The sequence below is a fragment of the Paracoccus sp. (in: a-proteobacteria) genome (assembly GCF_030538655.1).
Lineage (GTDB): Bacteria > Pseudomonadota > Alphaproteobacteria > Rhodobacterales > Rhodobacteraceae > Paracoccus.
In genome coordinates this window covers 50316-62635 of the sequence record NZ_JAUNTO010000011.1, presented here as the reverse complement: position 1 = coordinate 62635, position 12320 = coordinate 50316, and the positions used below count along the sequence as shown (strand labels likewise).

The following is a 12320-nucleotide window of genomic DNA, read 5'->3' as shown; positions in this document are numbered from 1 at the left end:
TATATATGGGGCGATCAGCCCGCGCATTCCTGAATACGGGCCAGATCCGGGCCTTGCGGCGTGCGGCCCAGATTGAACGGGGCCGAGGCGTCGCGCCATTTCGCGTAATCCCCCAGATAGGTCAGCATCGAGGCATAGACCTTGGCCGAGGTCGGATTGGCGCAGGCCACCTCGACGATGGTTTCGTTGGCCATGTTCTGGATATTTTCCAGCGTTGCATCGTCCAACCGGGTAATCTCGGTGCCCGCGTCCTGGAATGCCTGATAGGCTTCGGTCGCGCGCTTTTCGGTATTGGCCAGCGACCACAGCAGCGTGGCATCGGCGGCGATTTTCAGCTTTTCCTGGGTTTCGGGGGACAGGGCGTCCCATGCGGCTTTGTTAATCATGACACCGAACACCGATGACGACTGGTGCCAGCCCGGCGTGGACCAGTATTTGGTCACCTGCTGGAAACCGCCCGACAGATCGACGTTCGGGGTGGAAAATTCGGCCCCGTCGATGACCCCGCGTTCCAGCGACTGGTAAATCTCGCCACCCGCGATCGAGACCTGACTGCCGCCCAGCTTTTCCAGCAGCCGCCCCTGTTCCAGACCAGATACGCGCAGGCGCAGACCTTGCAGGTCGTCGGTGGTGCGGATCGGTTTGCTGACGGTGCGGAAACCGGATTCATTGTTGGTCACGCCATAGGGCAGATAGACCATGCCAAAGCGGCCATAGACCTCGTTATAGATTTCATCCCCGCCCCATGCCTTGATCCAGTTGACGTAATCCACAGCATTGAACAGGCTGGCGGTGGTGGCCAGAGGCGAAAAGGCGGGGTCGCGCCCGGCCCAGTAACCCGGCCAGTCGGCCCCGGCCTGAATGGTGCCCGATTCGACCGCGCCGAACACCTCGCCTGCGGGGACCAGTGCGCCGCCCTCAAAGAACTCGATGGTCAGGTCAGAATCGTCGATCAGGTCGTTGGCCAGCTTGACGAAGTGTTTGTCAATCTCGATCAGTTCCAGCGAGGATGGCCAGGTGCTGGTCATCGTCCAGTTGTTGGCCATGGCCGGGGCCGCCGTCAGTGCGGCCAGCGCGGCGCAGGTCAGGATGGTGGTTTTCATCTTATCTCCTCCGTTGGATTATTTATACAGCGTTTCAGGCAGCCATGTGACCAGCTGCGGGAATTGCACGATCAGCCCGCACATCAGCAGGATCATGATGATGAAGGGGATCACGCCCTTGATAATGTCCAGCATGGTGATTTCGGGCGGCGAAATCGCCCGCATATAGAACAGCGCATAGCCGAAAGGCGGCGACAGAAAGCTGGTTTGCAGCACGACAGCCATCAGCACCACGAACCACAGCGGGCTGACGCCCATTTCCGTCACGATCGGCAGAAAGATCGGAAAGCACAGCAGCACGATGCCGGTCCAGTCAAGGAACATGCCCAGGATGAACACCGACACCAGCATCACGATCAGCAGCGTGTTCGGGTCGTCGGCCAGCCCGCGGATCAGGCTTTGCGTCGCGCTTAGCCCGCCGGTGATGTTGAACACGCCGGTAAAGGCGGTCGCGCCCACAACGATGAACAGGATCATCGCCGAGGTGCGGCCGGTTTCCAGAAAGGCGCTGTAGAAATTCGCCCAGGTGAAACGCCCGCGAACGATCACGATCAGCAGCGCCAGCACGGCGCCGATGGCCGATGCCTCGGTCGCGGTGGCGATGCCCATCAGCATCGACCCCAGAATGCCCAGGATCAGGATCAGCGGCGGCACGGCCTCGACGATCAGCATCTGCCACATGGCGGACCGGCTGATCTGTTCGCTTTCCGACAGGCGGGGGGCCATGTCGGGGCGGAAAATGGCCAGCAGGAAAACATAGACCCCATACATCAGCCCCAGTGCCACACCGGGGATCAGCGCACCTGCAAACAACTCGCCCACGGACAGGCCGGGGGCATAGGAGGCCATCAGGATCAGCATGATCGAGGGCGGGATCAGGATGCCCAGACAGCCCGACGCCCCGATCAGCCCGGTGGTCAGTTTCTTGTCATAGCCGTATTGCAGCATCGGTTTCAGCGCCATCAGCCCCATGACGGTGATCGACGCGCCGATGATGCCGGTGGTGGCCGCCAGCAGGATCGAGATGAACACAACCGCCAGCCCCAGCCCGCCGCGCACATCCGCCATCAGGTGGCGTAGCGCCTCGAACATCTTGTCGGTGACGCCGCTGTCAGACAGGAACCGTGCCATCAGCACGAACAGCGGAATGGCGATCAGCGTGTAATTATCCAGCACGTCGCCAAAAATGCGGTTGATGGTGATGCCCAGCACCATCGGCTTGCCGGCGATAAAAGCCCCCAGCACGGCGGTGCCGCCCAGCACAAAGGCCAGCGGGTGCCCCATGAACAGGCCGATGACCAGCAGCCCGGCCATGACAAGGGCGATGCCTTGGCCGCTGATACCGGGCACGGCCATCCAGCCAAGGACGCTGTTCAGAACCGGGATGGCGCTGTTGATAAAATCAGTGAACATCCAGTGGCTCCATCGGTTCCAGATGGTCGGTGCGATGCAGGACCAGTTTCAGCAGTTCGGAAATACCCTGAATGAACAGCAGCGTCGCGGCGACGCCCATGGCCAGTTTCAGCGGATAGACCGGCAATTGCACGGCGCCATAGGTGCGTTCACCCTGCGCCAGCGCGCGCAGGCCGAACTGCCAGCTATACAGCATGAACACCAGGCTGAAGGGCAGGAAAAAGATGATGTAACCGGCGATTTCTGTCCAGCGGCGCATGGCAGGGCGCATGGTCGCGGTCAGCAGATCAACCTTGACATGCGCCTGATGGCGCAGCGCGTAACCGCCCAGCATGACGAAGTAAAAGCCATACAGCATTTTCGTGACGTCAAAGCCCCAGGGCGTGGGCCGCACCATCACATAGCGCATGAACACGTCATAGATAATTATGGCTGCAAACACGCCCGCGATCAGTGACAGCACACGTCCGACCGTTTCGTTGATCCAGTCGATGACCGAGATCATTCACGCCTCCCCCCTTTGAATACGCGCAGGCACTGTTCCGGTTTGCACAGGGTGTGTCAATCGCGGCAATCGTGATCTTTTGCACAAGACGGCAGAGGCAATCGCGTGGCGGTCCGCATGGCGGGGTCGGGCGCGCTGCCGTGCTTCGTCCCTGCGGTGCATGTTGCCCGCCGGTTTTGTGCGGCTGACCCTGTGCAGGGGGCGGCGGTTCCGGCCCGCAGGCGTTTCCGGGAACGCCGTTCTGGTCAGGCGCGGGGTTGTGTGACGAATTTTCCTTTTTGTTTCCATCGCTTTACTTGGACTGATCGCTGCGCCACCATGGTGGCGACATATGGCTGCAAGGGGAATGACTGGATGCGCCGGAAACTGACGGGGATATTGGCGCTGTGCGTTCTGCTGCCGGCTGGGGCGGCGGCACAGGATCTGGATCGGGCGGCGGTGCAGGTGCTGGCCGGGCCTTGCGCCAGTTGTCACGGCCCCGACGGGCATTCGCCGGGGGCGATCCCGTCTATCGCTGGCCAGCCCCGCGAACAGTTGCAGGACCGGATGCTGGCCTTTCGCTCCGGTTCGGAGCCTTCGACGGTGATGGGGCGGCACATGCGAGGCTATGATGAGGCGCAGATCGCCGCCTTGGCGCAATGGTTTTCGGAGATCGGGCAATGATAGTTTCGCGGCGAAGTGTTCTGGGCGGGATCGGGCTGGCCCTGGCCGCGCCCGCAATGGTGCGGGCGCAGGCGGCTTCGGCCCATGTGGTTGTCGTGGGCGGCGGTTTTGGCGGGGCGACGGCGGCGCGGTATCTGCGGCGGCTGAACCCGGATCTGCGCATCACGCTGGTGGAACCGGCGCAGCGGTTTGTGACCTGCCCGTTTTCCAACCTCTATCTGGGTGGGCTGCGCACGTGGGACAGCATCGGCCACGGCTATGACGATCTGCGTGTGCAGGGGATCGAGGTTGTCCATGCGACCGCGCAGGATGTGGACAGTACGGCCCGCACGGTGACGATTGACGGCGGCACGCTGAATTATGACCGGCTGATCCTGTCGCCCGGCATCGACATTCGCTGGAACGCGCTGGAGGGCTATGACGAAGCCGCCGCCAACCTTGCCCCCCATGCGTGGAAGGCCGGGCCGCAGACGCAGCTGCTGAAATCGCAGCTAGAGGCGATGCCCGATGGTGGCACCTTTGTCATGTCGATCACCGACGGCGCTTTCCGCTGCCCGCCCGGCCCGTATGAGCGGGCGTCCATGGTGGCACATTACCTGAAGATGAATAAACCGGCGTCGAAAATCCTGCTGCTGGACAGCAAGGACAGTTTTTCCAAACAGGGGCTGTTCCGGCAGGGGTGGGATGCGCTGTATGGCGATATGATCGAATGGGTCAGCCTGTCCGATGACGGGCAGGTGCTGCGCGTCGATGCGGCGGCGCGGCAGGTTGAAACAGCGTTTGGCGCGGTGCATCAGGCTGATGTGCTGAACGTGGTGCCGCCGCAAAAGGCGGGCTGGATCGCGGATCGGGCGGGTGTCACCGATGCGACGGGTTGGGTGCCCGTGCGGGCGGGCCGCTTTGAATCGGCGCTGGTGCCGGGCATCTATGTGGTGGGCGATGCCACCATTGCCGCGCCGATGCCGAAATCGGGCTTTTGTGCCAATGCGCAGGGCAAGGTGGCGGCGGCGGCGATCAGCGCCGAACTGGCCGGGCAGGAACCCCCGCCCGCCAGCTTTGCCAACACCTGCTACAGTCTGATCGGGCCGGACTGGGGCATCTCGGTCGCCGGGGTCTATGCCGCTGACGGCGACAGCGTGGTCGAGATCGAGGGTGCGGGCGGCGTCAGTCCCATCGACGCGGACGCCGATTTCCGCAAGGCCGAGGCGGTCTATGGCGCGGGCTGGTATGACGCGATCAGCGCCGACATCTGGGGCGCGGCGTGACGCCGGTTCTGGCCGGTCTGTTGTTGGGTATCACCTTTGGTGCGGCGGCGCGGGCTGGCCGGTTCTGCCTGCTGCGCGGGATAAAGGGGCTGATGGCGGGCGGCGATCTGTCGCCGCTGCGCGCCTTTGCGCTGGCTTTGGCGGTGGCGATCCTTGGCACGCAGGCGCTGGCCATGGCCGGGCTGACCGATCTGGCGGAATCGCTGCCGATGCGGCCCCGGTTTTCCTGGGTCGGAATGCTGGCGGGCGGGGCGATCTTTGGCATTGGCATGGTGCTGGCCAATGCCTGCGGCGCGCGGTCGGTTGTGCTGGCGGCGGGGGGCAATCTGCGGTCTGTCGTGGTGCTGGTGGCGCTTGGGCTGACGGCGCAGGCCAGCCTGACCGGCGTGCTGGCACCCTTGCGCCTGTGGGTGCAGTCATGGGGCGCGGTCCAGCCGCAGGCGCTGTCGCTGGCGCAGGTGATCCCCGCGCCGCTGGCCATTGGCGGGCCGGTGCTGCTGTTGCTGGCGCTGGCATGGCCGCTGATCCGCCGCCCGGTCGAGGCGGTTGCCGCCACCATCATTGGTCTGGCGGTCGCGGCAGGCTGGTGGATCACGGCGGCGACGGCTGATCCGTTTGACCCGGTGATCCTGACCTCGGTCAGCTTTGTCGGGCCGGTGGGCGACGGGCTGCTGTGGCTGATGTTGTCCACCGGGCGGGCGCTGGTCTTTGGCGTGGCGGTTGTGGGCGGCACGTTTCTGGGGGCCTTTGGCATGACCGTGCTGATGCGCGATCTGCGCATCGAAAGCTTTACCACCCCGCGCCAGACCGTCAAAGCTATCGCGGGCGGCGTGCTGATGGGCTTTGGCGGAGTGCTTGCCTTGGGGTGTTCGATCGGGCAAGGTTTAAGCGGAGTTTCTACGCTGTCGCTGGCCAGTCTGGTCGCGTTTGCCGGTATTCTGGCCGGGATTGCGGTTGCTCTGATCGCAACCCGTCACACACGAAACACCGGAATCTGACATGATCCATCGCCGCAGCTTGCTGACCGGGGCGCCCGCCCTGGCCCTTGGCCTGTCCGCCACTGGCCTTTTGGCCGCCCCCGCCGCGCTGACCGCCGACACGATACTGAAACCGCGCGAGGGGCGCGGTCCGCGCATCGTCGTCTGCGGCGGCGGATGGGGCGGGATGACCGCCGCACGCTATCTGCGGCAAGAGGTCCCCGATGCCGAAGTGATCCTGCTGGAACGCAACCCGTTCTTCTGGTCCTGCCCGATGTCGAACAAATGGCTGATCAACGTGGTGGATACGGCGTTTCTGACGCAAGACATGCTGCACCCGGCCAATAAATACGGCTATACCCTGATCCAGTGCGAGATCATCGGCATCGAACGCGACCGCAAGATCGTGCGCACGTCGCAGGGCAGCGTCGATTACGATTTCCTGATCCTGGCGGGCGGTATCCGCAACGCCTATGATGTCTGGTTCGGCGATGACAAGGCGGCGGCGGATTATACGCGGACGCATTTCCCCTCGGCCTATATCCCCAGTGCGGAACATGTGGCGCTGAAAAACAAGATCCACAATTTCAAAGGCGGCACCATCGTGATGACGCTGCCGCCGCCGCCGCACCGCTGCCCGCCCTCGCCCTATGAACGGGCCTGCGTGATGGCGTGGCATTTCAAGGTGAACAACATCCCGGCGAAAATCCTGATTCTTGACCCCAAACCGATGATCGCCCCCATCGGTGCCGGATACCGCGCCGCCTTTGACGAGCTGTATCCCGACATCATCACCCATGTGCCGAACGCCCGCGTGCGCGAGCTGGACCCCTATAACAAACGCATCATGACCGAGGCGGGCGATTTCGACTTTGACGAGGCGATCATCATGCCGCCGCATCAGGCCTCGGACATGGTGTTCTATGCCGATCTGATCGCCCGCGACGCCGAGGGGCGCCCGACCGGCTGGGCCGATATGCACCCGCGCCTGTTCCATGCCAATGCCGATGACAGTGTGTATATCGTCGGCGACAGCATGGGCACCATCTCGCCGCAGTTTGGCCATTATCCCAAAAGCGCGCATGTGGCGAACTACATCGCCAAGATCGTCGCGCGCAACATCGGCCAGCGGGTGCGTGGGCAGGATGTGGTGGCGGAACTGCCCGACAACCTGTGCTATATGCTGGTGAACGGCGACCCGCGCGAGGCGATCTCGGTCGAGTTCTTTTACGAGATCGGTCCCGACGGGAACGTGCAGCAGACGCAGATTGACGTTGACGTGCGAACGCCCGATCTGCTGGAAGAAGATTTTGTGTGGATTGATGGGATGTTCAATGACTTTTTACGGTGAACCCGACCGGCGGCAGATCCTGATCGGCGCGGCAGCCTTTGGTGCGGCCGCGCTGGCGGGGCAGGCGGCAATGGCGCAGGATCATGTGCTGACCAGCGCCGTTCCGCAGCTTGACGATGCCGAAGCCGACCGGATCGCGGCGGAATTTCTGGGCGGCGCCACTGCGGAAGACGCGGGCTTGCTGCTGGAACTGCCCGCACTGGCCGATAACCCCGCCGCAGTGCCCGTTCGTGTGCAGATCGGTGCCGACTCCGGCTCTGACATCTATTGCGAGGAACTGATCGTGCTGGCCAACCGCAACCCGCTGCCGCTGGCCAGCGTGTTCCGCTTTGGCCCTGCGACGGGTCCGGTGGATGTCGCCCTACGGCTGCGCCTGATCGAAAGCATGCGCGTCCGTGCCATCGCCCGGATGAGCGATGGCCGTTTTCTGCAAGCCAGCGCCGAAACCACCGTTGCCGCTGGCGGCTGTGGTATGTGAGGACCGACCATGAGCAGACCCCCCCGCATCTGGATCAGCACCGAAACCCCCGCCAAAGACGAAATCGTCCGCGTCCGCGCCCAGATCGCGCATCCGATGGAAACCGGGTTTCGTCATCAGGCCGATGGCACGCCCATGCCGCGCAATATCCTGACCGGCTTCCGCGCGCTGCTGGCTGATGCCGTCGTGCTGGACTGGCAGCCGGAGCCTGCCGTGTCGCAGAACCCCTATATCGAGTTCACCTTTGCCGCCCGTGACAGCGGCACCTTGCGCATGATCTGGACAGATGACCGCGGCGATTTCGCCGAGGCCGAGCGCGAGATTACGGTTCAGGGCTGACATGGTTTTTGCGGCGCGGGGCAATCTGCGCCGCAGCTGTTCGTGCTGATTCTATATGTCCGTTTACCTGACGTAAAAACGCAGACATATGCAGCATGTGCAAATTAGCGTATTACGCAAATGCCGCAACCCTGCGTTGAAAATGAGCGAAAAGTTACCGATAAAAGGTTAATTTTTGGTAAATTTCAGGGGTTTCTGCCGAATCGCGGCGATTTTGTGCCTATCTTTCGGCCAAGATTACAAATGCGTCGCATTTTGCATGCAAGACCGTATTGATAGCGCCCGCGATCACAGGCTATCGCAGGACGCTGACTTATGCGGAATTAAAGGTGCATCATGCTGACGACCGATGACCATTCAGTGGATCATCCGATTTATCCTGTAAACACGGGCGATGCTGGTGCTTTTGTTCAGGCGGTTAAAGCCGCGCCCGAACATACGCATGATATGGCGAATAGCGGCATGGCTGCGGATCATGCCCGGCTGTTGGCGCTGGTGCCCCGCGCCGAGGCGACGCATGTCGCCATCAAGAACGGCGACTGGTTCGATCCGGGCACCTGGTATCAGGGCCGTATCCCCGATGCAGGGGCCAAGGCCCTGATCCCCGAAGGTATTTCGGTCCACTATAATGGCGTCAGCGATACATCGCTGTTCACGGTGCGTGTCGATGGCGAACTGTCCTTTGCCACGGCGTCGGACACCCGCATGGTGGTGGATACGCTGGTGGTCAGCCCGCAGGGACGGCTGGAAATCGGCACGGCGGACGATCCGGTGCAGGCAGGCGTCAAGGCCGAGATCAAGATCGCCAACAATGGCGACATCGACATCGGCTGGGATCCGGCGCTGTTGTCGCGCGGGGTCATCTCGCACGGGGCGGCGGAAATCCACGGGGCGGAAAAGACCGCCTTCGTCAAGGTCGCCACCGATGCCATGGCGGGCGACACCGTGCTGAAGCTGGCCGAAATTCCCACGGGCTGGCAGGTCGGTGACCGCCTTGTTCTCAGCGGCACGCACAAGACCGGCTGGAGCTGGGATAACGACGTGCGCGCTGTGGTTCACAAGGAAAGCCAGGACGAAGAGGTGCGGATTATCAGCATCGACGGCAACACCGTCACGCTGGACCGGGCGCTGACCTATGACCATGACACGCCGCGCGACGATCTGTCGGCCTATGTCGCGAATATGACCCGCAACATCACCTTTTCCAGTATCGACGGCGATGCCACGCAGACGCATCACCGTGGCCATGTGATGTTCATGCATTCCAATGATGTCGATGTGCGCTATGCCGCCTTTGACGATCTGGGCCGCACCGACAAATCCAAACCGGCGATGGACGCCTCCAAGGCCGAAACGCTGACACCTGACTTCAACGCCAAGGCGCGCTATCCGTTCCATTTCCACAAGAATGGCGTCGAGGATCAGGATAACCCCGCCATCGCCATCGGCAATACCGTCAGCGGATCACCGGGCTGGGGCTTTGTCCATCACGGCAGCCACGCCGATTTCATTGGCAACGTGGCCTTTGACGTGTTCGGCGCCGCCTTTGTGGCCGAGGATGGCAATGAAACCGGCGTCTGGGGCCAGAACATGGCCATCAAGGCAATCGGTGTTGATTACGGCGACTGGGCCGTGAAACGTGTGGGCGACCCCGCCGATAACGACATCGCCAAGACCGGGGACGGGTTCTTTTTTGCCGGACGTCAGGTCCAGGCCTATGAAAACGTGGCGATCAATACGACCCACGGCTATACGTGGTTCCATCGCGTGGCGCCGGAACAGCCGCTGTCGGACAATCTGGAATATCCCGGCATCTCTTACGGACGCGACACTGTTCCCGTTAACCGTACCCCGATCGAGGGGTTCCGCGACAACGAGGCGTTCGGCACCCAGATCGGCCTGATGGTCATCAAGGCCACACCTGAACAGCACAATGACATCCGTTCGGTTTTTGACGGTTTCCTGAACTGGGAAACCTCGACCGGCGTCGTGCTTGGTTACACCTCGCATTATACGATGCTGGATTTTGACCTGATCGGCACGACCAACCCCCAGCGGGTTGCCGAGGCGGCAAGCGGTGTCCGGTTCAGCCTGAACGTCTTTGACATGGTGTTCAACGGTCTCAAGGTGGATGGTTTCGAGAACGGTGTCTATTTCCCCGAGGCGGACAAGTCGTTTTCAGACCATTATCCCAAGGTGCTGCCCTCGGATGTGTCGCATATCCTGATCGATTTTGATGCGACCAATGTGCAGAAGGTTCTGGTCAATTTCCGGCCCGGATACCATTCCACCATGGATTCCGCCGATCTCAAGCCGGGGCGCCTGTCGCTGACCTATACCGGGCCAGAGGTTTATAAGCTGGGCCAGTCCTTCAGCCGTGCCGGGATCAAGACCGATTCCATTGGCACCAAAGAGCGGCTGTCGGTCAGCGATTCCAAGGTGATTGACAAGTATTCGATGCTGCTGATGATCCAGCGCGACGGTTTTTGGACCCAGCCGGACGGCACCCGCGTTATCCGCTTTCTGGACTATGTGTCCGACCGCGCCACCGGCGAGGTGCTGGAGATCTATCACATCGTCAGGTTCAGCGTGACCGCGCAGGAAATCACCCGCTATGGCCTGCGCAATAACGGCGCCTTTGATGGTGCGATGCCGGAATCCGACATGATCCGCTGGATCGACGCCAAAGGGGCGCTGGTCATGATGGGCGGGGCTGGTGACGATGTGTATGTCGTGACCAAATCCACCGACATCGTGGACGAAGCGACGGTGCGCGGCGGGCGTGTTGACGCGGGCGGGCACGACCGGGTGGAAAGCGCGGTCACATATTCGCTGGATACCCATCACGGCATCCGCTTTGTCGAGGATCTGACGCTGACCGGAACGGCCCATATCAATGGCACCGGCAATGCGCGCGCCAATGTGCTGACCGGCAATTCCGGCAACAACATTCTGCGCGGTGGTGGCGGTCATGATACGCTGCGCGGTGGCGCGGGCAATGACACGCTGTTCGGGGATGCCGGCAACGACTGGCTTTATGGCGGTTCCGGCAATGATGTGCTGGAGGGCGGTGCCGGTAATGACCGGCTGTGGGGCGATGCGGGCAATGACAGCCTGAATGGGCGGGACGGCAATGACAGCCTGTATGGCGGCGCGGGCAACGATGTTTTGTATGGCAACCTTGGCGATGATCTTTTGCATGGCGATGACGGCGACGACCGTCTGCTTGGCGGCGCGGGTAACGACACGCTGCGCGGCGGCACCGGCAACGATCAGCTGAACGGCGAAGCGGGCCATGATCTGCTGTATGGGGATGCGGGCAATGACTCGCTGCATGGCGGTGGCGGCAACGATACGCTGGACGGCGGAGCCGGTAACGACAGGCTGTATGGCAATCAGGGCAACGATCTTTTGCGGGGCGGCGCGGGTGACGATGGCCTGTGGGGTGACGATGGCAACGACACGCTGCGCGGCGACGCTGGTAATGACACCCTGTTCGGCGGCGGCGGCAACGACTGGCTTTATGGCGATTCCGGCAATGATACGCTGCGCGGCGGTGGCGGGAATGATACGCTGTATGGCGGCACCGGCAATGACAGCCTGTATGGCGATGCGGGTAACGATCTGCTGCATGGCGATGATGGCGATGACCGTCTTTGGGGCGGGCTTGGTGATGACACGCTGTATGGTGGCAATGGCAATGACTCGCTGTTTGGCGGGGCAGGCAACGACCTGATGTATGGTGGTGCGGGTCATGACGCGATCAGCGGCGATGCGGGTAACGACCGGCTGTATGGCGATGCGGGTAACGATACGCTGCGCGGTGGCGGCGGCAATGACACGCTGTATGGCGGTGCTGGCAGCGATGTGCTGTTCGGTGGTGCGGGCGCGGATGTCTTTGTCATGGATACCCGGCTGGATGGCAGCGTCGATTCGATCCGCGACTTTGCCGTGAATCAGGATACGATCTGGCTGGATCAGGCGATCTTCACCGGGCTGCGGGGCGGCGCGCTGAGCGTGGGCTTTCGCGCGAACACCACTGGCGTTGCGCAAACTGCCGCAGACCGGATCATCTACGATACACGCTCGGGTCGGTTGTATTACGACGAGGACGGCAGCGGTTCGGGCGCGCGGGTGCATTTCGCCACCCTGACGCGCGGGCTGAATCTGGATGGTGACGATTTCTTTGTCTTTTGACCCATGCTGCGGGGCCGGTGGCTGCCGGT

At 62.3% G+C, this 12320-nt stretch carries 10 protein-coding genes; 7 read left to right on the top strand and 3 right to left on the bottom strand.

The window, feature by feature from the left end:
* Nucleotides 1–14: 14 nt before the first annotated feature.
* From dctP to Q4G22_RS09130, 3 genes are all read right to left on the bottom strand, one after another.
* Complete coding sequence (dctP, locus tag Q4G22_RS09140; RefSeq protein WP_303385648.1) at nucleotides 15–1046, bottom strand: TRAP transporter substrate-binding protein DctP; 1032 nt, start codon at nucleotides 1044–1046, stop codon at nucleotides 15–17.
* A gap of 75 nt (nucleotides 1047–1121) precedes the next feature.
* Nucleotides 1122–2444, bottom strand: a complete 1323-nt coding sequence (locus tag Q4G22_RS09135) for a TRAP transporter large permease subunit (RefSeq protein ID WP_303385647.1) — start codon at nucleotides 2442–2444, stop codon at nucleotides 1122–1124.
* A 61-nt stretch (nucleotides 2445–2505) separates the two neighbouring features.
* Entirely contained in the window at nucleotides 2506–3021 is a 516-nt protein-coding gene (locus tag Q4G22_RS09130; RefSeq protein WP_303385597.1) for a TRAP transporter small permease subunit, read from the bottom strand.
* A 354-nt stretch (nucleotides 3022–3375) separates the two neighbouring features.
* On the opposite strand from Q4G22_RS09130, the gene Q4G22_RS09125 reads away from it, so the two are divergent.
* The 7 genes from Q4G22_RS09125 to Q4G22_RS09095 all read left to right on the top strand — a co-directional run bounded on the left by Q4G22_RS09125 (nucleotide 3376) and on the right by Q4G22_RS09095 (nucleotide 12291).
* A complete protein-coding gene (locus Q4G22_RS09125) occupies nucleotides 3376–3684 on the top strand; it encodes a c-type cytochrome (RefSeq protein WP_303385596.1) in 309 nt (102 codons plus the stop codon).
* Nucleotides 3681–4949 (top strand): NAD(P)/FAD-dependent oxidoreductase, encoded by a 1269-nt coding sequence (locus Q4G22_RS09120; RefSeq protein WP_303385595.1) that lies wholly within the window; start codon nucleotides 3681–3683, stop codon nucleotides 4947–4949. The genes Q4G22_RS09125 and Q4G22_RS09120 overlap by 4 nt, the downstream gene beginning before the upstream one ends.
* On the top strand, nucleotides 4946–5947 hold the full coding sequence (locus Q4G22_RS09115) for a YeeE/YedE family protein (protein ID WP_303385594.1): 1002 nt from the start codon (nucleotides 4946–4948) through the stop codon (nucleotides 5945–5947). The genes Q4G22_RS09120 and Q4G22_RS09115 overlap by 4 nt, the downstream gene beginning before the upstream one ends.
* Before the next feature lies 1 nt (nucleotide 5948).
* The gene (locus Q4G22_RS09110) at nucleotides 5949–7277 is read left to right on the top strand and encodes an FAD-dependent oxidoreductase (protein WP_303385593.1); all 1329 of its coding nucleotides are present in this window, start codon (nucleotides 5949–5951) and stop codon (nucleotides 7275–7277) included.
* On the top strand, nucleotides 7261–7755 hold the full coding sequence (locus tag Q4G22_RS09105) for a thiosulfate oxidation carrier protein SoxY (protein ID WP_303385592.1): 495 nt from the start codon (nucleotides 7261–7263) through the stop codon (nucleotides 7753–7755). Before Q4G22_RS09110 ends, Q4G22_RS09105 begins: the two co-directional genes overlap by 17 nt.
* A 9-nt stretch (nucleotides 7756–7764) precedes the next feature.
* A complete protein-coding gene (gene soxZ, locus Q4G22_RS09100; protein WP_303385591.1) occupies nucleotides 7765–8094 on the top strand; it encodes a thiosulfate oxidation carrier complex protein SoxZ in 330 nt (109 codons plus the stop codon).
* A 336-nt stretch (nucleotides 8095–8430) separates the two neighbouring features.
* Nucleotides 8431–12291 (top strand): G8 domain-containing protein, encoded by a 3861-nt coding sequence (locus tag Q4G22_RS09095; RefSeq protein ID WP_303385590.1) that lies wholly within the window; start codon nucleotides 8431–8433, stop codon nucleotides 12289–12291.
* Nucleotides 12292–12320 lie beyond the last annotated feature (29 nt).

Bases quoted from the DNA above. Each gene is read 5' to 3' on its own strand.
- dctP (WP_303385648.1), bottom strand. From the start codon at position 1,046: ATGGCCAACAACTGGACGATGACCAGCACCTGGCCATCCTCGCTGGAA.
- Q4G22_RS09130 (WP_303385597.1), bottom strand. From the start codon at position 3,021: ATGATCTCGGTCATCGACTGGATCAACGAAACGGTCGGACGTGTGCTG.
- Q4G22_RS09125 (WP_303385596.1), top strand. From the start codon at position 3,376: ATGCGCCGGAAACTGACGGGGATATTGGCGCTGTGCGTTCTGCTGCCG.
- Q4G22_RS09120 (WP_303385595.1), top strand. From the start codon at position 3,681: ATGATAGTTTCGCGGCGAAGTGTTCTGGGCGGGATCGGGCTGGCCCTG.
- Q4G22_RS09110 (WP_303385593.1), top strand. From the start codon at position 5,949: ATGATCCATCGCCGCAGCTTGCTGACCGGGGCGCCCGCCCTGGCCCTT.
- Q4G22_RS09105 (WP_303385592.1), top strand. From the start codon at position 7,261: ATGACTTTTTACGGTGAACCCGACCGGCGGCAGATCCTGATCGGCGCG.
- soxZ (WP_303385591.1), top strand. From the start codon at position 7,765: ATGAGCAGACCCCCCCGCATCTGGATCAGCACCGAAACCCCCGCCAAA.
- Q4G22_RS09095 (WP_303385590.1), top strand. From the start codon at position 8,431: ATGCTGACGACCGATGACCATTCAGTGGATCATCCGATTTATCCTGTA.